Below are 18,608 nucleotides of genomic sequence, written 5' to 3' on the forward strand. Positions count from 1 at the left end.
GGCGGCTCCTTTAACATTGGCGCGCCGACCCGACCCGGATACAGAATCCCAAGCTTGCGATGGACATTACCTTCATAAAAGAACTGCGTGTGGACACGATCATCGGTATCTACGACTGGGAACGGGACATCCGCCAGACCGTGATCATCGATCTGGAGATGGGTGGTGACATCCGGGCCGCCGCCGCCACCGATAACATCGCCGATGCCATCGACTACAAGGCCGTGGGCAAGCGTCTCATCGCCTTCGTGGAGGGCGCGGAATTTCAGTTGGTTGAGACCCTGGCGGAACGTCTGGCCGAGATCGTGCGCGAAGAATTCCGGGTGCCGTGGCTGCGTCTCACCATCAACAAGGAAAAGGCATTGCGGGGCGCCGCCGGAGTGGGCGTCATGATCGAGCGCGGGCAGCGCGCCTGGCCATGACCCGGGCCTATGTGAGTGTCGGCAGCAACGTGGCGCCCCGGGCGAACGTCGCGCGGGGCATCGCTGGACTGGAGCGGCTGTTCGCGCCGCTGGTGGTGTCTCCCATCTACGAGGCCCGGGCCGTGGGCTTCGCCGGCAACGACTTTCTCAACCTGGTAGTGGCCTTCGATACCGACATGGGTGCCGAGGCCCTCCATGAGGCCCTGCGGGCCATCGAAGACGCCGCCGGGCGGCGACGCGGCGGGCCCAAATTCGCGGACCGCACCCTGGACCTGGACCTGTTGCTGTATGGGGACGAGGTGCGGGACGACGATGATCTGGAGTTGCCGCGTCCCGAGATCCTGCGCTATGCCTTCGTGTTACGACCACTGGCCGACATCGCGCCGGACACGAAGCACCCCGTGGCCGGCCAGTCGTTCCGCCACCTGTGGGCGGCCTTCGATGACCCCGCACAGGTCCTGAGACCGGTGGTCCCGGACGGAGAAACACCATGAAGTTCTGCAGTGAGTGTGGTTCCCGGACCATGGAATGGCGCGTGCCCGAGGGCGACAACCGGCCCCGCCACGTGTGTGGCGAGTGCGGTGTCATCTTCTACCAGAATCCCAAGATCGTGGCGGGCTGCCTGCCGGTGTGGGAGGACCGGGTGCTGCTGTGCCGGCGTGCCATCGAGCCCCGCTATGGCTATTGGACCCTGCCGGCAGGCTTCATGGAAAACGGCGAGACCACCGAGGAGGCGGCGGTCCGCGAGACCCTGGAGGAGGCAAGCGCCCGGGTCCGCATCCAGGGCCTTTACACCGTGCTGAGCCTGCCCCACGTGAGTCAGGTCTACATGCTTTTCCGCAGCGAACTGACGGACCTGGACTTCGGCCCCGGTGCCGAGAGCCTCGAGGTGGCCTTGTTTCGGGAGGCGGAGATCCCGTGGGACGAGCTGGCGTTTGCCACCATTCGCGAGACCTTGAAGGCCTACTTCCATGATCGCCGCGAGGGCATGTTTCCGGTACATATCGGCACCATCTTGCGTGCCCTCGCCGCCGGCTGAGCCGCCGTTCCCGGGCCTACCCCTTGCCGGCCTGCCGCTGCGGAGGCCCGGTGTCCATGGTCGGCGGGTCAGTAACCGAGGGTGCGGCCGCCATCCACGGCGATGATCTGGCCGGTGATGTAAGGCGCCTCGAGGGCCAGGAAACGCACCGTGGCGGCGACGTCCCGGGGGTCGCCCTGGCGCTTGAGGGCGGTGCGGTTGACGATACGCTGGCGACCCACGTCGTCCATGCCCGAGGCGGGCCACAGGATGGCCCCCGGCGCCACGCCGTTGACGCGCACCTCGGGGCCCAGCTCGCGGGCGAGACTACGGGTGAGCATGATGTTGCCGGCCTTGGCGCAGGAGTAGACCGGGTGCTCCTTCAGGGGTTGCTGGCCATGGATGTCGGCGAGGTTCACGATACTGCCCTCGACGGCCCGCAGGTGGGGGGCCGCCGCCTGGGCGAGGAAGAAGGGGGCCTTGAGATTAGTGTCCAGCAGGTCATCCCATTGGGTCTCGGAGGCGTGACCCAAGGGCGTGGGATAGAAGGTGGAGGCGTTGTTCACCAGCAGGTCGAGGCGCGCCCGCCACTCCACCACCGCATCCACCAGTTGGTTTATCTGGCGGATCTCCCGCAGGTCGGCCTGGAACAGCGCCGCGGAGTCGCCGCGCGCCGTGTTCAACTCCGCCACGAGCCTCAGCGCCGCGTCCCGGGAGCGCCGGTAGTGAAGGGCAACGTCCATGCCGGCGCCGTGCAGGACACGTACGATGGCGGCGCCGATGCGCTGGGAGCCGCCGGTCACCAGGGCGACCCGAGTCTCGGGCTGATCGTTATGATTTGTCATCTGGTTCTCCCGGGGCGTTGGGTGGGGGTGTTTCGGCCCCTCTCATCCAAAGCCCCTCATCTTATGCCAGCCGCGCAAAAACATCATGGTGGCTGAACTCGGTCCGCTTCCCTCGCCGGCGGCCGAAGGGCTCGCGCGATCGACGGCCCTCGGTACCCGCATCCGCGAGGCCATCGACGACGGCGGGGGGGCCATCGACTTCGCCCGTTACATGGAGATGGCCCTCTATACCCCGGGGCTGGGCTATTACAGCGGCGCCGGCAGCCCCTTCGGGTCCGCCGGCGATTTCATCACCGCGCCCGAGATATCCGCTCTCTTCGGCCAGTGCCTGGCGGCGTACCTGGCGCCCGTGCTGGGGCACCTTGGGGATGCCGACGTGCTGGAGTTCGGGCCCGGCAGCGGGGCCCTCGCGGTGGCGGTGCTCAATACCCTGGCGACCCTGGATCGGGTGCCCCGCAGATACCGCATGCTCGAACTGTCGGGTACGCTGGCGGCGGCCCAGCGGACCACCCTGGAGGCCCTCGATGGCCCCCTGCGGGAACGCGTCGAGTGGCTGGACCGGCTGCCGGCGACGGGCCTGCGAGGCTGCTTCATCGCCAACGAGGTGGCTGACGCCATCCCCTTCCGGCGGCTGCGCATCGGTCGGGAGACGGTGCAGGAATGGCGGGTGGCCTGGCAGGATGGGGGACCGGCGTGGGCCCTCGGGCCGCTGCGGGACGATGGGTTGGCGGCGGCCGTGGCGCGGCTGCGACCATTCCTCGCGGCGGACTCCCTGCCCTACGACACCGAGGTGGCACCGGCGCGCCGGGCCTGGCTCGCCAGCGCCGCGGCCACCCTGCGGGAGGGCGCCATGGTGGTGCTCGACTACGGCTTCGAGCGCCGCGAACTCTGCCGCGCCGGCCGCCACGGCGGCACCATGGCCTGCCACTATCGCCACCATACCCATGACGATCCCCTCATTCTGCCGGGCCTGCAGGACATCACCAGTCACGTCGATTTCACCGATCTGGCGGAGGCCGCCGTGGATGCCGGACTCGATGTGGCGGGCTTCACCACCCAGGCTCAGTTCCTCCTCGGTCAGGGCTTGCTGGAGCGGGCCGCGGCCGCCGGCGCCGACCTGAGTCTGGCGGCTCTGGCCCGCAGCGGCGAGATCAAGCGCCTTACCCTGCCGGGGGAGATGGGTGAGGTGTTCAAGGTGTTGGCCCTGGGCCGCCAGCTGCCGCCCGGCCTGCTCACCTTTCCCGGCCGGGACATGCGGGCGCGGCTGTAACCCGTTGGCGCTAGAATGAGCGTTTGTCGGGGCCCCCGCGGCCGGGCCACCACGCCCGGCGCCCATGCGTCCGACAACAACTGACCCCGGAGACTATCTTGGACCCCTGGCACGTCATCGCCCTCGCCCTCATGCAGGGGCTCACCGAATTCCTGCCCATCTCCAGCTCGGCTCATCTCATCCTCCTGCCCGCCCTGAGTGGTTGGGAGGACCAGGGTCTGTCCCTGGACGTGGCGGTGCACGTGGGCACCCTGGCCGCCGTGGTCGGTTACTTTCGCGCCAGCCTCGTGGTGCTGGCCCGGGACTGGGCGGCCTCCCTCTATCAGCGCCGCAGCGTCGGCGAGAGCCGGCTGGCCTGGGGGGTGTTATGGGGCACGGTTCCGGTGGGACTGGCGGGGCTGCTGTTCTCGGGTTTCATCGAGACCCATCTGCGTTCGGCCCTGGTGATCGCCTGGGCCACCATCGCCTTCGGCCTGCTGCTGTGGTGGGCCGATGCGGCGGGCCGCGGGGCGCGCAGCGAGCACGGCCTGCGCTGGCGGGACGTGGCCATCATCGGCCTGGCCCAGGCCCTGGCCCTCATCCCCGGCACGTCGCGCTCGGGTATCACCATCACCGCGGCCCTCGCCCTCGGCCTCAGCCGTGAGGCGGCCGCCCGTTTCTCCTTCCTGCTGTCCATCCCCGTCATCAGCCTGGCGGGGGCCCACGAAGGTTACCGCGCCCTCGGTGAGGGCGCGGCCCTGGACTGGGTGGCCGTGGCCCTGGGAACGGTGGCGGCCGGCATCAGTGCCTACCTGTGCATACACTTGTTCCTGAAGCTGGTGGAGCGCATCGGCATGCTGCCTTTCGTGGCCTATCGCCTGATCCTCGGCGCGGTGCTGCTGCTGTTCTTCGTCTGATCGGACACCGATGGTACGCGCCAGGCGCCTGGGTCAACCATCGGAGAGGGCCGCGGCGATGGCCCGGGTGCGGGCCTCGCGCAGGGCGATGCCGAGGTCGCGGCCGCTGAGGCCCCGGGCCGCCAGGGGCCCGGCCTCCACGGCGCGGGCGGCGGCGAAGGCCCGGCGAAAGCGCTCGGCCTGGGGGTAGGGGCGCTCCTCCAGGCCTGTGCGGCCGCGGGCGTCCGCCTCGCAGGCGGTGAGAAACTGGTCCAGGCGGCCGGGGCGGCGGAAGCTGTCCAGGGCCAGCAGCACCTTCATCAGGGTGGCGGGTTTGAGTTCCATGGCGCGGTGGCAGTGGCCGTGGTAGGTGGCCACCAGCACACCCATGTCCCGGAATTCGTTGGGGATCCGCAGCCGCTTGCACAGGTCATCGATGCGCAACAGGCCGAGGCGCTCGTGGCCGTGGTGGCGGGGCCACAGGTTGGGGTTGGTGTCGCCCTTGCCGAGGTCATGCACCAGGGCGGCGAAACGTACCACCGGGTCAGCGCTCGAGGCGGCGGCCTGGTCCAGCACCATGAGGGTGTGGATGCCGGTATCCACCTCCGGGTGGTGTTGCGGGGGCTGGGGCACGCCGAACAGGCGGTCCACCTCGGGAAACAGCCGCTTGCGCGCGCCGCAGGCCCCCAACACCTCGAAGAAGCGGCTGGGCCGCGGGCTCTCCAGGGCCTTGCGCAGCTCGCCCCACACCCGTTCCGGCACCAGGGCGTCCACCTCCCCCGATGCCACCATCTGCCGTAGCAGGGCCAGGGTCTCGGGGGCCAGCTCGAAGTCCAGGGCGGCGGCAAAACGGGCGGCGCGCAGCAGGCGCACGGGGTCCTCCACGAAGGCGGGAGAGACATGGCGCAGTACCCTCGCCTCCAGATCCGCCCGGCCGTCGAAGGGGTCGAACAGCCGTCCCTCGGCGTCCTCGGCCATGGCGTTGATGGTGAAGTCCCGGCGCGCCAGGTCCGCCTCGAGGGTGACATCGGGGCTGGCATGGAAGGTGAAGCCGGTGTAGCCGGGGGCCACCTTGCGCTCGGTGCGCGCCAGGGCATATTCCTCGCCGCTGTCGGGGTGGAGGAACACGGGGAAGTCCTTGCCCACGGGGCGGAAGCCCTGGGCCAGCAATTCTTCCGGGGTGGCCCCCACCACCACCCAGTCGCGGTCGGTGAGGGGGCGACCGAGGAGGCGATCGCGGACGGCACCGCCGACCTGGTACGCCTCCACGGCGGCCTCAGCCGCGGCGTGCGGCGGAGCGGAGGTTCTGCAGGTAGCGGTCCCGGCCGCTCCGGGAGAGGTAGGCGGGCACCACGGTCTCCAGCTCGGTGGCGCGGATCCCCAGGGCCGCGAGGCCGTCGCTGTGGCACACGCTGTCCACGCTCATGGAGGCCAGGTTGTCGCGGGTCATGGGGGGGGTGGGCAGGAACTCCATGGCTCGGGCCAGCAGCCGCGCCGGTCCGGGCCCGAGGCCGATGACGGGACGCCGGTGGCCGCTGTAACGGCCACTGAGCCTGACCAGTTCCCGCAGGGTATAGACCTTGGGGCCGCACAGTTCGTAGGCCTGGCCGTAGCTGTCGCGGTTACGGAGGCAGCGGGCGAAGGCCTCCACCACGTCGCCCACGAACACCGGCGCGAAACGGGTATCCGCCCCCGCCAGGGGCATGAAGGGGGCCAGGCGCAGCAGCCGGGCGAACTGGTTGAAGAAATTGTCCTCGGGCCCGAATACCACGGATGGCTTGAAGACCGTTGCGTCCATGTCCGGGGCGCCCAGTACCGCCTGCTCCCCCGCGCCCTTGGTGCGCTGGTATTCGCTCGGACCCTCCGTCGAGGACTGCAGGGCGCTCATGTGCAGCAGGCGCCGGATGCCGTTGAAGCGGCAGGCTTCCACCACCTTGGCGGGCAGGTCCGCATGCACCGTCTTGAAGTCGCCGTGGGGGCCGGCGGCGGGATTGAGGATCCCGGTGAGGTTGATCACCGTATCGCAGTCCTTGAACTGGCTGCTGAGCTCCGACACCAGATGGACATCGGTCTCCACCAGTTCGAGAGTGGGGATCACCAGCAGATCGCGATGGCCTTCGCGACGGCGTGTCAGGACCCGCAGGCGGTGGCCGTCGCGGGCCAGCACGAACAACAGATTGTGGCCGATGAAGCCCGTTCCACCGAGCACACAGATGTTTAATTTCTTCATTGCTTTCAGTTCCTTTCGGTGCTCGCCACGGTCCGGCCGGGGGGGGGCAATCATTCTCACGGGTGGGCCGGTGACGGTCAAGCCGCGGGAGCCGCCATGTAGTCAGTGCCTGGAATCAGGATTTTCTGTATCATCCCCACCCCTTCTCAATGTGAAAGTCGCGGAGCAAGCGGGCTGTTCCGGAGGGCATGAACCATGAGCGAGTCGTGGCTCGACGAAATCAAGTGGACGGCGGACGGCTTGGTGCCCGCCATCGCGCAGGAGCAGGGTTCCGGCGCGGTGCTCATGATGGCGTGGATGAATCGCGAGTCCCTGGCCCTCACGGTGCAGGAAGGGCGCGCCATCTATTGGTCACGCTCCCGGGGTAGGCTGTGGCGCAAGGGAGAGGAGTCGGGCAACGTGCAACGCCTGCGGGATGTGCGGCTCGACTGTGACAACGACGTGGTATTGTTGACAGTGGAGCAGATCGGTGGCATTGCCTGTCATACGGGCAGGCATCGCTGTTTCTACAGGCAGCTCCGGGATGGCGAGTGGGTGGAGGTGGAGCCCGTGGTGAAGGACCCCGCCGTCCTCTACGGCGACCAGGCCAAGTACGATGTCTGACGTCCTCGCGCGGCTCGCGGGGGTGTTACGGGAACGGCGGGGGGCGCCGCCCGAGGATTCCTACGTGGCACGCCTCTACCACAAGGGGCTGGATGCCATCCTCAAGAAGGTGGGCGAGGAGGCGACGGAGGTGGTTCTGGCGGCGAAAGGTGGTGATCGGGCGGCGATCATTCATGAAACCGCCGATCTCTGGTTTCATACCCTGGTGATGCTGGAGCATCAGGGGCTCGCTCCAGAGGATGTCCTGCAGGAGCTGGAACGCCGTTTCGGCCTGTCCGGGCTGGAGGAGAAGGCGCGCCGGAACCCGCCCGCGGGCGATGACGAACGGCAATGACTTAGTGTAGCGAGGAGAACGCGATATGGGGCTCGGTGGAATCAGTATCTGGCAGCTGTTGATCGTATTGGCGATCGTGGTGCTGTTGTTCGGCACCAAGAAGCTCCGCAACGTGGGCGGCGACCTCGGGGCGGCGCTGAAGAACTTCAAGGGCGCGGTGAAGGACGGCGATAGCGAGAAGGATAAGGACGACGAGGAGGACGACGGGCAGCCCAAGTCCCTGGCCGAGGGGGCCACGGCGGAGAATGCCGCCGGGACATCGGAGGCCGCGGAAAAGGAAAAAGAGAAGGCCTAGGTGCGGCGCCCGTCCGCCCGTCCCGACATCCTGACCCCTCATGTTTGACATCGGTTTTCTCGAGATCCTGCTCATCGGCGTGGTGGCGCTGTTGGTGGTGGGGCCCGAGCGCCTGCCCCGCCTCGCCCGTACCCTGGGTCTGTGGATCGGGCGGGCGCGCCGCTATGCGTCCACGGTCAAGGACGACGTGCAGCGGGAGCTGCGGGAGCACGAGATCCAGCAGGCCATGGGTGGCAAGCCGGAGATGAAGGACATCTATGACATCGTCGAGGATGCCCAGGAGTCAGTGAGGGACGTGGCCGAGGACGTGGATGCCCTGGGCTCGGAACTCAATGCCTCGGACGGCCCTGCCAGCGGCGCCGTCGCCAAGCCCGATCCCGGCGCCCCCGCGGCGCCGGAGCGGGGCAAGGCCGACAAGGAGACCAGCAGGCCGTCCCCGCCGGACAGCCATGAATAAGCGCCAGGAGACGCCGGGAGACCAGCAGCAGGAGATGCCGTTCCTCCAGCACCTGGTGGAGCTGCGGGATCGGCTGTTGCGGGTGGTGCTGGCGGTGCTGGTAGTGTTCCTGTGCCTGTTCCCCTTCGCCAACGACCTCTACCACATCCTGGCGGAGCCGTTGTTGCGGCACATGCCGGCGGGCACCAGCATGATCGCCACCGAGGTGGCATCACCCTTTCTCACCCCCTTCAAGTTGTCCCTGGTACTGGCGGTGTTCCTCGCCGTGCCCTTCATTCTGCATCAGATATGGGCCTTCGTGGCGCCGGGGTTGTACCAGCACGAGAAGCGTCTGGCCATGCCCTTGCTGGCGGCCAGCGTGCTGCTGTTCTATCTGGGCATGGTGTTCGCGTACTTCGTGGTGTTCCCCCTGGTGTTCGGTTTCTTCATCAGCGTCACCCCGGAGGGGGTGGCGGTGATGACAGACATCGCCCGCTACCTGGATTTCGTGCTCAAGCTCTTCTTCGCCTTCGGTCTGGCCTTCGAGGTGCCCGTCATCGCCGTGGCCATGGTGTGGAGCGGCATCAGCACGCCCGAGTCCCTGGCGGAGAAACGCCCCTACATCATCGTCGGCACCTTCGCTTTCGGCATGTTGCTGACCCCGCCGGACGTCATCTCCCAGACCCTCCTGGCCGTGCCCATGTGGCTGTTGTTCGAGCTGGGGCTGTGGTTCTCCCGCCGTTTCGTGACCCGCCGCGCCCCGGCTGCCGGCGCGGACGACGACGGCGATGACGAGTTCGACCGGGCGGAGCGCCAGGAAGCGGATCTCGATGGCAAGGGGGACGGCAAGGGCGGCGGCTGAGCCCGCGGCCCCCGTCGTTCGGAACGCCCCCCTCAGCCCTTCGGCACCACCAGGTCGTATTTCTGGATCTTGCGGTCCAGGGCGGGCCGTGAGATCTGCAGGATGTCGCAGCTTCGGCCCTTGTGGCCGCCGGTGTGGTCGAGGACCCGCTGCACATGGGCCGCCTCTACCTCGTCGAGGGTGGCCAGCACGGGCACTTCGGGGGGCAGGGCCTCGCTGCCCCCGCCCGCGGTGGTCTCCGGCAGTGGCAGCATCTCCGGCGTCAGCACGCCGTCGCGGGAGCGCACCATGCATTGGGTGAGCACGTTCTCCAGTTCCCTCACGTTGCCTGGCCAGTTGTAGCTTTGCAGGCGTGCCATGGCCTCCGGCGACAGGCTCAAGGGGGGCTTGTGGAGGTTGCGGCCGATACGGCCCAGCAGGCCCTCCACCAGCAGGGGGATGTCCTCGCGACGCTCCCGCAGGGGCGGCAGGGCGATGGTAATGACGTTGAGGCGGTAGAGCAGATCCTCGCGAAAACGCTTTTCTGCCACCTCGTGCTCCAGGTCACGGTTGGTGGCGGCGATGATGCGGGCGTTGGTGGTGAGGGTCTGGGTGCCCCCCACCCGTTCGAAGGCGTGCTCCTGCAGCACCCGCAGCAGCTTGGCCTGCAGGGACATGGGGAGTTCGCCGATCTCGTCCAGGAACAGGGTGCCGTCGCGGGCCAGCTCGAACTTGCCGATCTTGCGGGCCACGGCGCCGGTGAAGGCCCCCTTCTCGTGGCCGAACAGCTCGCTCTCCAGCAGGGTCTCGACGATGGCGGCGCTGTTGACCGCCACGAAGGGCCCTTGCAGGCCGCTGTGCTGATGGATGGAGCGCGCCACCACTTCCTTGCCGGTACCGCTCTCCCCCACCAGCAGTACGTTGGCCTGGGACGGTGCGGTCAGGGCGATCTCCTTGCTCACCTTGAGCATGGCATCGCCGCGCCCGAGCAGTTCTCCGCCGGGGGTGGCGGCGGGCTCCTCGGGGGGCGTGAGGGCGGCCACCCGGCGCACCAGGCGGCGGTGCTCCAGGGCCTTGCGGATGGCGTGTTCCAGCTCCTCGTTCTTGACCGGCTTGTGGATGAAGTCCCGCGCCCCCTTCTTGATGGACTCGATGGCCAGTTCCAGGTCGTGGGCACCGGTCATCATCACCACGGGCACGCCGGGGGCGCGGCGCAGCAGTTCATCCAGCAGTTCCACGCCACGGCCGTCGGGCAGCTGTTGGTCCAGCAGGATGACGTCGGGTTCGCCGGTCTCCAGCAGCGCCAGCCCACTGGCACAGGACTCGGCGCGGGACGTGGCGTAGCCCAGGTCCTCGAAATGGAGTTCGAGCATCTGGGACAGGGCCGCGTCGTCGTCGATGATGAGGATGTGCTCGGGCATGGTCTCAGGGTCGATGGCGCGTCGTGAATCTGGAGGCTCGCCACGGCCCCGGGGCGCTACCGTGTGGCGGCAGGGGGCGGCGGGTCTCGCGGAGTGGCGCTGGCATCTTCGGGTCGTCTTTCAGGTTCCAGGAGGCGCTCGGCGAGGTGTTCCGGGACCACGTAGGCGAGGCCCTTGGCGGGGCGCAGGAACAGGGTATCGCCGTCCTTTTCCAAGACCCGGAAGGTGATGCTTTGCTTTCCGTCTCCCAACTCCACCACGACCTCTTCCCCCTCCGCGGCAGTGGTCTCGTGCGGCCTGACGGCGACGGCCCGCGCCTCCTGCCACGCCCGCGCCAGGCGGGCCTCGGCATCCGCCACCAGGCCGGCATCGGCCGGCTCCACCGTCCAGCCTTCATCCCCCCGCTCCACCCGCAGCCGCCCCAGGCGGATGGCGTGCGGCATGGCGTCGGGTGGCAACAGGCGGTAGCTCACGAAGCCCGTGGGGGCGGTGTTCAACTGGGGAAAGTAGCGGTCCTGCACCAGGTGTACCCGGCCGTCCACGCGCACATAGCGGTAGCCATCGATGGCCTCGGTAGCGCCGAAGGCCACCGGGAAATCGTCGAATCGCACCACCGCCCGCGGCGGGGCCAGGCCGAAGGGGGCGAGGTCGTCTCCGGCGACGGCCACGGTACCCTGGCTGGGGGCCTCGAGCAGGTCCAGCAGGGTGCCGGCCTTGAAGGCGTTGGCAGGCAGGTCGTAGGGCGTGGCCAGCCACCAGCCCTCGCCGTGGCGCTCCAGGATTAGACCGGGACGCCCGCCGGGATAGTCGATGGCGATGCGCTCCACCGTGGTGCCGTCGACGGTGGTGATGGGGGCCCGCGGCGGGTCCCCTTCCTTGCCGGGCTCCAGCCATACCACCAGGGCGAGGGCCGCGACCATCGTCAGCAATGCCAGATTGAGCAGCAGCCGGCGGGCCATGGTCAGCGCTTGCGGCGCCGCAGCCAGATGACGATGCCGGTGCCCAGCAGCAGGGCCGGCAGGACGAACAGGAAGCCGACGCCGATGACCACCACGGCGGTGGGGGAGAAGGCGAGCCGGGTATCCGGAGCCGTCTTGGCGGGGATGTTCATGAGGGTGTCGTCGGTGGCCAGCCAGTTGACGATGTTGAAACCGAGATCCAGGTTACCGCCGTTGCCGAGATAGGTATTGGAGAGGAAGTCACCGTCACCGACGACGACCACCCGCTGGCGTGCGGGGGCCACGGTGTCCGCCTCCGCCGCGGCGGGCCCGCCCTCGCCGCCGGGCCGCTCCCGCTCCAGGGCCAGGCCGATGTCGAAGGGGCCGGGTAGATCGCTGGCCTCGTCGAAGCCGATCTCGCCCTGCAATTCGCCGGTCTCGGACCAGGCCGCCCCGGCGCTGGTGAGGATGGGGTCCGGTTGCCAGTCCCGGGGCGCCTCGGCGGTGATGCCGGCGGCCTGGGGAAACACGGTGAGGAGATCGAAGTCGCGGGTCACGGGGTGGAAGCCGTAGCTGGTCACCAGGGCCATGGCGGGGTGCTCGATGCCGAAGAGCTGGGAGGTGGGGTCCACGATGATCCCGGGTACGAACTCGATGCCCAGGGCCTCCGCCAGCCCTTCCAGGCCCTTTAGGCCGCCTGGATCGTGGAGCCACAGCAGGTTGCCGCCGCGCTCCAGGTAGTCCGTGATGAGGCCCACTTCGCCGGGCAGGAAGTCCACCCGCGGGCCGGCGATCACCAGGGCCGTGGTGTTGCGGGGCACCTCGTCCTGGTTGGCGAGGTTGAGGGTGCGCACGTTGAAGCCCCGCTGCTCCAGCTGGCGTCCCCAGCCCCCGAGGTCGTGGTTGGCCTGGCCCAGGGGCGCCCGCTCGCCGTGGCCGCTGGTGAACACCAGCCAGCGCTCGCCGGCGCGGGTGAGGCGCTGGAGGGCATTGGACAGGGCCTCTTCGGCATGGGCCTGGACGTGCTCGCGGCGCCCGTCATAGGCCACCACCAGCTCGCCGTCCACGGCGATCCCCTGTTCACGCACCCGGTCCGGTACGGTGTCCGGGTTGACGAACTCCAGCTCCATGTCGGCCTTGTGGCGGCGGTAGCGTGCCACCAGGTCCCGGATCCCCGATCGCAGCACATCGTCCTCCCGGGCATAGGCGGTGATGGTCACGGGGCCATCGAGGCGCGCCACGAGTTCGATGCTGGCGGCGGACAGGGAGTTGCGGCCGCTGGCGGTCCAGTCCGCCTGAATGTGATAGCGGGTGGACAGCCAGGCCAGCAGCCCCATGGCCACCAGGAACAGCGCCACGAACACGAGATTGTCCAGGCGGACGTTGCGGCGGGTCTTGCGGGTGACGCGCACGGCCTACTCCTGCAGGCGCTCGGCATCCAGGCGCCGGATACCGAGCACCAGGAAGGTGATGGAGAACAGGACGTAGTAGACCACGTCCTGGCTGTCGAAGACGCCCTTCAGGAGGGCGTCGTAATGGGTGAGCAGGGACAGGTAGGTGAAGGCTTCCGTGGCGGCCTCGTTGCCGGTGCCGCCGGCCCAGTCCAGGATCCACAGCAGCAGCAGCAGGCCGAAGGTGCTCACCCCCGCCACCGTGGGCTGGTCCGTCAAGGTGGACAGGAACAGGCCGGCGGCGGCGAAGGCGGCCACCACCAGGGCGAGCCCGATGGCCCCGGAGGCCAGCAGGCCCCAATCGAGGTTACCGCCGGCCACCAGCGACAGGGGCATGAGCACCGTGAGGCCCAGCAGCACCACCAGGAATCCCATCACCCCCAGGTACTTGCCCAGCACGATCTGGGTCATGGAGGCCGGCGCTGAGAGCAGCAGGGTCAGGGTGCGGGCGCGGCGCTCCTCGCTCACCAGGCGCATGGTGAGCAGGGGCACCACCAGCAGCAGCACGATGGCGGCGGTGCGGAACAGGGGCGAGACGATGATGTCCGTGGCCCCGGGCGCCCCCTCCATGGCGGCGAGGCGCGGTTGCCACTGGATGAACAACTCCACCTGGATGAGGAACACGTAGGCGAGGATGAGCTGCACCACCGCCAGCACGGACCACGCCAGGGGAGACAGGAACAGACTGCGCAGCTCGCGCCCGGCGATGGTGAGGATCATGCCGCCACCTCCGGGGTCTGGTGGCCGCCGTCGTCGCCCGCCGTGAGCTGCACGAAGATCTCCTCCAGGGTGCGGCGCCGCGGCGACAGCTCCACCAGCCCCCATCCCCCCGCCACGGCGTCCTCCACCATCCGCGGGGCGGGATTGGCACCCGCCGCCAGGTGCAGCAGGAAAGCGCCGTCGTCCCGGGCCTCCACGCGTGCCACGCCGGGCAACTGCTCCAGCGCTGCGGCGGCGGGCGGGGCGGTGAAGCGTACCAGCAGCTCCGCCTCGCTGCGGGCCTCCAGTTGCTTGAGGTCCTCGTTCAGCACCAGCCGCCCGCGATGGATGATCTGCACGCGGTCGCATACCGCTTGCACCTCCGGCAGGATGTGGGTGGAGAGGATGACGCTGTGCTCGCCGCCGAGCTCGCGAATGAGCTGGCGGATCTCCCGGATCTGGATGGGGTCGAGGCCCACGGTGGGCTCGTCGAGGATCACCACTGCCGGGTTGTGGATGATGGCCTGGGCGATGCCCACCCGTTGCTGGTAGCCCTTGGACAGGTTGCCGATGAGGCGGTGGCCCATGGCTTCCAGGCCACAGCGTTCGCGGGCCCGGGTGAGAGCCGCCGCTACCTCGCCCCGGGGCACCCGGTGGAGGCGGGCGCAATAGCGCAGGTATTCGTCGACCGTGAGTTCCCGGTACAGCGGGGGTTGTTCCGGCAGGTAGCCGATACGTCCCTTGGCCGCGATGGGGTGGTCGAGGATGTCCAGGCCGTCGATTTGCACCTGGCCGGCACTTGGCGCCAGGGCCCCGGCGATGATCTGCATGGCGGTGGATTTGCCGGCGCCGTTGGGGCCCAGCAGGCCCAGCACCTCGCCGCGGTGGACCTCGAAGGATACCCCGGCCACCGCCAGGGTCTCCCCATAACGGCGCTCGAGTCCTTCGACCCTGACCAATACTTCGCTAGTATGCATGGGTTGTTCCAGCCGGTGTTCCATTTCGCCGCAAGGCACGGATGGACGCTGAATTTTGGGAAGGTTGTCCTCAATTGCAAGCCCCCCGGGGGCGGCGGTCTCCTCCATGAGTCACGAATCCAAAGGTAACATACTCCTGGGGGTGGACACCGGCGGCACCTTCACCGATCTGGTGGTGTATCGCGACGGCGCCCTCATCGCCCACAAGGTGTTGTCCACTCCCCATGAGCCCGAGCAGGCCATCCTCACCGGTGTCCGGGAGCTGGGACTGGAGGGGGTGGAGATGACCGTCATTCACGGTTCCACCGTGGCCACCAATGCGGTGCTGGAGGGCAAGCTGGCGCGCACCGCCTTCGTCACCAACCGCGGTTTCGGCGATGTCCTGACCATTGGGCGCCAGGCCCGGGCCCGCCTCTACGATCTTCAGCCCCCCGCCGTCGCCCCGCCGGTGCCCCGGGAGTTGTGCCTGGAGACCGGCGGGCGCATGGGGCCCCACGGCCAGGTGGTGGAGGCGCTCACGGACGGGGACGTCGAGGCCCTGGTGGCGGCCCTGAAAGATCTGGCGCCCGAGGCGGTGGCCATCAGCTTGTTGTTCTCTTTCGTGGATGCCCGTTTCGAGCAGCACCTCGCCGCGGCCCTGCCGCCCGAATGGTTCGTGTCCACCTCGGCAACGGTGCTGCCGGAATATGGCGAGTACGAGCGGGGCATCGCCACCTGGCTCAACGCCGCGGTGGGGCCGCGGGTGGCGGGCTACGTGGGCCGTCTCGGGGCGGGTCTGCCGCGGGCCCGGGTGGCGGTGATGCAGTCCTGCGGCGAGACGGTGTCCGCCCATCAGGCGGGGCAGCGCGCCGTGCACATGTTGCTGTCGGGGCCCGCCGGCGGCCTCGCGGGGGCCGGCCTGGTGGGCGGCCTGGCGGGCGAGCCCCGCAGCCTCTCCTTCGACATGGGCGGTACCTCCACCGACGTCGCCCTCATCGACGGCAGCCCGCGGCTCACCACGGAGGGACGGGTGGCGGGCTATCCCGTGGGGGTGCCCATGGTGGACATGCACACGATCGGCGCGGGCGGCGGCTCGGTGGCGTGGGTGGATGCCGGCGGCATGCTCCAGGTGGGGCCCGAGTCCGCCGGCGCGGCGCCCGGACCCGCCTGCTACGGGGCCGGTGGCACGCGTCCCACGGTCACCGATGCCAACCTGGTGCTGGGGCGGCTGGTGCCCGGGGCCTTTCTGGGGGGACGGATGGGTCTGGATCGGAAGGCGGCCCGGCGCGCCCTGACGGGGTTGGGGCAGGCCCTCGGCATGAGCGCCGAGGAGGCCGCGGCGGGCGTGGTGCGGGTGGCCAACGAGCACATGGCGCGGGCCCTGCGGGTGATCTCGGTGGAGCGCGGCATCGACCCCAGGGACATGGCCCTGGTGAGTTTCGGCGGCGCCGGTGGACTGCACGTGTGCGCCCTGTCCGAGGCCCTGGGCATGGAGCGGGCGCTGGTGCCGGTGCATGCCGGTGTGCTGTCGGCCCTGGGCATGCTGGCGGCGGCACCGGGCCGGCGCCTGTCCCGCACCTTCAGCGGTCCCGCCCTGGAGGTGGCCCCGGAGGCGGTGGAGCAAGTCTTCGGGGAACTGGAGGCGGAGGGCCGCGGACAATTGGAGCGGGAGGGGGTGGCCGCCGCCGAGCTGGTCGTGACGCGCAGCGTCGACCTGCGCTATGCCGGCCAGTCCTTCGCCCTCACCCTGCCCCTGGCGGGCACGCTGGCGGCTGCCGCGGGGTCTTTTCACGAGGCCCATGCCGCCCGCTACGGCCATACCCTGGAGCGCGCCGTGGAGCTGGTGAACCTGCGGGTGGCGGTGACCGGGCCGGCGCCCCGCCTGCGCCTGCCCCGGGGAGTGACCCCTGCCGGTGACGATACCGTCCCGAGATCCCCGGCCGGTGACCGGACCATTCCGGCGCAGGTGGTGCGGGATGAGATGGAACCGGGCCAGGAACTGGCGGGGCCGGCCATCGTCAGCGAGGCGGTGGCCACCACTTACGTGGCTCCGGGATGGCGCTGCCGGCTGGATGACTACCGTAATCTGGTGCTGCGGCGGGAGGGTTGAGGGCGACCCGGGATCAGGCGCCGGCCGGCAGCTCCTGCTCAGCGCGGGTGGCCCAGGCCACGGCCGACAGATAGGCCTCGCGGATGGCCCTGGCTTCCAGGCTGGCGAGGGCCACGTGGTCCCAGTCCTGGTTCTCGTAGGCGAGGGCGCAGGCGAGGGTGGCGCCGCCGGGGCCCTGGCGATGCAGCAGGGCGCTCACTATATCGTCGCCCAGGGGCAGTTCCTTCACCACCTCTTCCATGGGCATGTCCAGCAGGGTATCCAGCGCCGAGAACAGGCCAACGGTGAAATGACCCTCCGGGTTGGGCAATCCCGCCGCCTCGGCCAGGTTCTGGCACATGCGGGCGCGCACCAGGGCGATGCCCAGCAGATCCCCCGGCCTGTCATTGAAGCCGGACATGGCGATGAGGGAGGCCCAGCGCCTGATGTTCACCAAGCCCAACAGGGCGATGGCGGTGCGGGTGGAGTCCACCCGGCGGGGCAGGGAGAACAGGGCCGAGTTGATGTAGCGCAGCAGCTTGTAGTTCAAGGACACGTCGCGGCTGATGAGGTCTTCGATTCCCGTGATGTCCGATTTGGGGTCATTCAGGCGCGACAGCAGTCGCAATATGGTGGTGCGGTCGGCAGGTGTGCGGCGCCCCCTCATCACCATGGGGCGGGCGAGGAAGTAGCCCTGGAAGTAATCGAAGCCCATGGCCTTCAATTGCTCGTATTGCTCCGCTGTTTCCACCTTCTCCGCCAGCATGCGCAATCCATCGCGGCGCAGCAGGCCCAGGTGCTCCTCCAGCTCATTCATGGAGAGGGCCATGACGTCGAGCTTGACGATATGGGCGATGTCCACCAGGGGCTGCCATGAGGGGTGATAGGAGAAGTCGTCGAGGGCGATGGTGTAGCCCTTGGCCGCCAGCCGCGTCACCGCATCCACCAGGTCCCGGTCTACCTTCATGTCCTCGAGTATTTCGATGACCACGCGGTCGGGGGGGAGGATGATGGATCTGTCGTCCAGCAGCAGCTCGCGGCTGAAGTTGATGAAGGCGCGGGCACTGCCCACCAGGCCGTTCAGCCCGAACACCGTGAAGGTGTTCCAGATGACCTGCGAGGTAGCCTGACCCGCATCCAGGCCCTCGCCGGCCGTGTTCTCCCCGCTGGCACGGAACAGCAGCTCGTAGGCAAAGATATTCAACCCGGTATCGAAGATGGGTTGGCGCGCGACGAAGGCCTCGGTCATGGGGTGGGGTTACTCGGTAGCAGGCGGATAAGGTTTTCGTGGCGACAGTATTGTGGCGCGGCATGGCCCTGACAACCGCCGCCGGCCGGGTCACTCCATGCGCCATGGGAGGGCGTCGTAACGGCGGCTTCAGGCGTCATGGTCCGGCGTCCGGACCTTGCCGGTGGCCCGGAAGCGGGCATAGTCGGCGAGGATCTCGTCATGATCGAAGGCCAGGGGCGAGGGCAGTTCCTGGAGCCGGAAGGCGCGGGCCCTGAGGGCGTCATCCTGGCCCCGGGGGGTGCCCGTGGCGCGGGCCACGAAGACCACGCTCACGGTCTGACCCCGGGGGTCGCGGTCGGGCCGGGAATACACCCCGAGGAGGGCGTCGAGTTCCACCCGCAGCCCGGTCTCCTCGCGGGCCTCGCGCACCGCCGCCTGCTCTATGGTCTCGCCTTCGTCCATGAAGCCGCCGGGCAGTGCCCAGCCATGGGGCGGATTGCGCCGTTCGATGAGTACGATGGAGCGCTCCGACGCGTCCCCCAGTTCGATGATGGTATCGGCAGCGATGGGCGGGGTGAGAGGGCGGGGCATCGATTGAACCCTTGGGCTTATAGGGATTGGCGGGGCTGCTACGTAGGCAAGGTTAAGAGGGGA

General features: G+C 68.9%; 21 protein-coding genes. 11 read left to right on the forward strand and 10 right to left on the reverse strand.

Annotated elements, in window-relative coordinates; genetic code table 11:
• The first annotated feature begins 59 nt into the window (after positions 1-59).
• The 3 genes from folB to U5S82_09545 are packed head-to-tail and all read left to right on the forward strand — an operon-like array spanning position 60 to position 1,461.
• Positions 60-422: a dihydroneopterin aldolase gene (gene folB / locus U5S82_09535; protein MDZ7751886.1), complete on the forward strand. Its 363-nt coding sequence runs from the start codon at positions 60-62 to the stop codon at positions 420-422.
• Positions 419-916, forward strand: coding sequence for a 2-amino-4-hydroxy-6-hydroxymethyldihydropteridine diphosphokinase (gene folK, locus U5S82_09540; protein MDZ7751887.1), 498 nt, complete (start codon positions 419-421; stop codon positions 914-916). The genes folB and folK overlap by 4 nt, the downstream gene beginning before the upstream one ends.
• Positions 913-1,461 (forward strand): NUDIX hydrolase, encoded by a 549-nt coding sequence (locus tag U5S82_09545; GenBank protein ID MDZ7751888.1) that lies wholly within the window; start codon positions 913-915, stop codon positions 1,459-1,461. The genes folK and U5S82_09545 overlap by 4 nt, the downstream gene beginning before the upstream one ends.
• A 68-nt stretch (positions 1,462-1,529) precedes the next feature.
• On the opposite strand, the gene U5S82_09550 is transcribed toward U5S82_09545, so the two are convergent.
• Positions 1,530-2,285 carry a pteridine reductase gene (locus U5S82_09550; protein MDZ7751889.1) on the reverse strand — a complete coding sequence of 252 codons (756 nt, stop codon included), beginning with the start codon at positions 2,283-2,285 and terminating at the stop codon, positions 1,530-1,532.
• An 85-nt stretch (positions 2,286-2,370) separates the two neighbouring features.
• On the opposite strand from U5S82_09550, the gene U5S82_09555 reads away from it, so the two are divergent.
• Positions 2,371-3,555 carry an SAM-dependent methyltransferase gene (locus tag U5S82_09555; GenBank protein MDZ7751890.1) on the forward strand — a complete coding sequence of 395 codons (1,185 nt, stop codon included), beginning with the start codon at positions 2,371-2,373 and terminating at the stop codon, positions 3,553-3,555.
• Positions 3,556-3,653: 98 nt separating this feature from the next.
• On the forward strand, positions 3,654-4,451 hold the full coding sequence (locus tag U5S82_09560; GenBank protein MDZ7751891.1) for an undecaprenyl-diphosphate phosphatase: 798 nt from the start codon (positions 3,654-3,656) through the stop codon (positions 4,449-4,451).
• A 33-nt stretch (positions 4,452-4,484) separates the two neighbouring features.
• Here the strand turns inward: U5S82_09560 and U5S82_09565 are convergent, their stop codons facing one another.
• Positions 4,485-5,699 carry a multifunctional CCA addition/repair protein gene (locus U5S82_09565; GenBank protein ID MDZ7751892.1) on the reverse strand — a complete coding sequence of 405 codons (1,215 nt, stop codon included), beginning with the start codon at positions 5,697-5,699 and terminating at the stop codon, positions 4,485-4,487.
• A gap of 7 nt (positions 5,700-5,706) precedes the next feature.
• On the reverse strand, positions 5,707-6,660 hold the full coding sequence (locus U5S82_09570) for a complex I NDUFA9 subunit family protein (protein MDZ7751893.1): 954 nt from the start codon (positions 6,658-6,660) through the stop codon (positions 5,707-5,709).
• A gap of 195 nt (positions 6,661-6,855) precedes the next feature.
• On the opposite strand from U5S82_09570, the gene hisI reads away from it, so the two are divergent.
• The 5 genes from hisI to tatC are packed head-to-tail and all read left to right on the forward strand — an operon-like array spanning position 6,856 to position 9,190.
• A complete protein-coding gene (gene hisI, locus U5S82_09575; protein MDZ7751894.1) occupies positions 6,856-7,263 on the forward strand; it encodes a phosphoribosyl-AMP cyclohydrolase in 408 nt (135 codons plus the stop codon).
• Positions 7,256-7,597 (forward strand): phosphoribosyl-ATP diphosphatase, encoded by a 342-nt coding sequence (locus tag U5S82_09580; protein ID MDZ7751895.1) that lies wholly within the window; start codon positions 7,256-7,258, stop codon positions 7,595-7,597. Before hisI ends, U5S82_09580 begins: the two co-directional genes overlap by 8 nt.
• A 25-nt stretch (positions 7,598-7,622) precedes the next feature.
• Positions 7,623-7,892: a Sec-independent protein translocase subunit TatA gene (locus tag U5S82_09585; GenBank protein ID MDZ7751896.1), complete on the forward strand. Its 270-nt coding sequence runs from the start codon at positions 7,623-7,625 to the stop codon at positions 7,890-7,892.
• 40 nt (positions 7,893-7,932) lie between these two features.
• Positions 7,933-8,349, forward strand: coding sequence for a Sec-independent protein translocase protein TatB (gene tatB, locus U5S82_09590; GenBank protein MDZ7751897.1), 417 nt, complete (start codon positions 7,933-7,935; stop codon positions 8,347-8,349).
• On the forward strand, positions 8,342-9,190 hold the full coding sequence (gene tatC / locus U5S82_09595; protein ID MDZ7751898.1) for a twin-arginine translocase subunit TatC: 849 nt from the start codon (positions 8,342-8,344) through the stop codon (positions 9,188-9,190). Before tatB ends, tatC begins: the two co-directional genes overlap by 8 nt.
• Before the next feature lie 32 nt (positions 9,191-9,222).
• On the opposite strand, the gene U5S82_09600 is transcribed toward tatC, so the two are convergent.
• The 5 genes from U5S82_09600 to U5S82_09620 are packed head-to-tail and all read right to left on the reverse strand — an operon-like array spanning position 9,223 to position 14,655.
• On the reverse strand, positions 9,223-10,590 hold the full coding sequence (locus U5S82_09600; GenBank protein ID MDZ7751899.1) for a sigma-54 dependent transcriptional regulator: 1,368 nt from the start codon (positions 10,588-10,590) through the stop codon (positions 9,223-9,225).
• A 56-nt stretch (positions 10,591-10,646) separates the two neighbouring features.
• A complete protein-coding gene (locus U5S82_09605) occupies positions 10,647-11,549 on the reverse strand; it encodes a DUF4340 domain-containing protein (GenBank protein MDZ7751900.1) in 903 nt (300 codons plus the stop codon).
• A gap of 2 nt (positions 11,550-11,551) precedes the next feature.
• Positions 11,552-12,940, reverse strand: coding sequence for a DUF4350 domain-containing protein (locus U5S82_09610; GenBank protein ID MDZ7751901.1), 1,389 nt, complete (start codon positions 12,938-12,940; stop codon positions 11,552-11,554).
• Between the two features lie 3 nt (positions 12,941-12,943).
• Positions 12,944-13,699 carry an ABC transporter permease subunit gene (locus tag U5S82_09615; protein ID MDZ7751902.1) on the reverse strand — a complete coding sequence of 252 codons (756 nt, stop codon included), beginning with the start codon at positions 13,697-13,699 and terminating at the stop codon, positions 12,944-12,946.
• Positions 13,696-14,655, reverse strand: coding sequence for an ATP-binding cassette domain-containing protein (locus tag U5S82_09620; GenBank protein MDZ7751903.1), 960 nt, complete (start codon positions 14,653-14,655; stop codon positions 13,696-13,698). The genes U5S82_09615 and U5S82_09620 overlap by 4 nt, the downstream gene beginning before the upstream one ends.
• Positions 14,656-14,761: 106 nt before the next feature.
• Here U5S82_09620 and U5S82_09625 point away from each other — a divergent pair, with 106 nt between their 5' ends.
• The gene (locus tag U5S82_09625; GenBank protein ID MDZ7751904.1) at positions 14,762-16,744 is read left to right on the forward strand and encodes a hydantoinase/oxoprolinase family protein; all 1,983 of its coding nucleotides are present in this window, start codon (positions 14,762-14,764) and stop codon (positions 16,742-16,744) included.
• Between the two features lie 13 nt (positions 16,745-16,757).
• Here the strand turns inward: U5S82_09625 and U5S82_09630 are convergent, their stop codons facing one another.
• Both U5S82_09630 and U5S82_09635 read right to left on the reverse strand, forming a co-directional pair.
• Positions 16,758-17,972, reverse strand: coding sequence for an HDOD domain-containing protein (locus tag U5S82_09630; GenBank protein ID MDZ7751905.1), 1,215 nt, complete (start codon positions 17,970-17,972; stop codon positions 16,758-16,760).
• A 129-nt stretch (positions 17,973-18,101) separates the two neighbouring features.
• Positions 18,102-18,545 carry an NUDIX hydrolase gene (locus U5S82_09635; GenBank protein ID MDZ7751906.1) on the reverse strand — a complete coding sequence of 148 codons (444 nt, stop codon included), beginning with the start codon at positions 18,543-18,545 and terminating at the stop codon, positions 18,102-18,104.
• Positions 18,546-18,608: the final 63 nt, after the last annotated feature.

The sequence above is a fragment of the Gammaproteobacteria bacterium genome (genome assembly GCA_034522055.1).
Taxonomy (GTDB): Bacteria; Pseudomonadota; Gammaproteobacteria; order JAABTG01; family JAABTG01; genus JAABTG01.

Bases quoted from the DNA above. Each gene is read 5' to 3' on its own strand.
- U5S82_09550 (MDZ7751889.1), bottom strand. From the start codon at position 2,285: ATGACAAATCATAACGATCAGCCCGAGACTCGGGTCGCCCTGGTGACC.
- U5S82_09625 (MDZ7751904.1), top strand. From the start codon at position 14,762: ATGAGTCACGAATCCAAAGGTAACATACTCCTGGGGGTGGACACCGGC.
- U5S82_09630 (MDZ7751905.1), bottom strand. From the start codon at position 17,972: ATGACCGAGGCCTTCGTCGCGCGCCAACCCATCTTCGATACCGGGTTG.
- U5S82_09635 (MDZ7751906.1), bottom strand. From the start codon at position 18,545: ATGCCCCGCCCTCTCACCCCGCCCATCGCTGCCGATACCATCATCGAA.
- U5S82_09585 (MDZ7751896.1), top strand. From the start codon at position 7,623: ATGGGGCTCGGTGGAATCAGTATCTGGCAGCTGTTGATCGTATTGGCG.
- U5S82_09580 (MDZ7751895.1), top strand. From the start codon at position 7,256: ATGTCTGACGTCCTCGCGCGGCTCGCGGGGGTGTTACGGGAACGGCGG.
- U5S82_09600 (MDZ7751899.1), bottom strand. From the start codon at position 10,590: ATGCCCGAGCACATCCTCATCATCGACGACGACGCGGCCCTGTCCCAG.
- folB (MDZ7751886.1), top strand. From the start codon at position 60: ATGGACATTACCTTCATAAAAGAACTGCGTGTGGACACGATCATCGGT.
- U5S82_09615 (MDZ7751902.1), bottom strand. From the start codon at position 13,699: ATGATCCTCACCATCGCCGGGCGCGAGCTGCGCAGTCTGTTCCTGTCT.
- U5S82_09620 (MDZ7751903.1), bottom strand. From the start codon at position 14,655: ATGCATACTAGCGAAGTATTGGTCAGGGTCGAAGGACTCGAGCGCCGT.
- tatC (MDZ7751898.1), top strand. From the start codon at position 8,342: ATGAATAAGCGCCAGGAGACGCCGGGAGACCAGCAGCAGGAGATGCCG.
- U5S82_09545 (MDZ7751888.1), top strand. From the start codon at position 913: ATGAAGTTCTGCAGTGAGTGTGGTTCCCGGACCATGGAATGGCGCGTG.
- U5S82_09555 (MDZ7751890.1), top strand. From the start codon at position 2,371: ATGGTGGCTGAACTCGGTCCGCTTCCCTCGCCGGCGGCCGAAGGGCTC.
- tatB (MDZ7751897.1), top strand. From the start codon at position 7,933: ATGTTTGACATCGGTTTTCTCGAGATCCTGCTCATCGGCGTGGTGGCG.
- U5S82_09570 (MDZ7751893.1), bottom strand. From the start codon at position 6,660: ATGAAGAAATTAAACATCTGTGTGCTCGGTGGAACGGGCTTCATCGGC.
- U5S82_09605 (MDZ7751900.1), bottom strand. From the start codon at position 11,549: ATGGCCCGCCGGCTGCTGCTCAATCTGGCATTGCTGACGATGGTCGCG.
- hisI (MDZ7751894.1), top strand. From the start codon at position 6,856: ATGAGCGAGTCGTGGCTCGACGAAATCAAGTGGACGGCGGACGGCTTG.
- folK (MDZ7751887.1), top strand. From the start codon at position 419: ATGACCCGGGCCTATGTGAGTGTCGGCAGCAACGTGGCGCCCCGGGCG.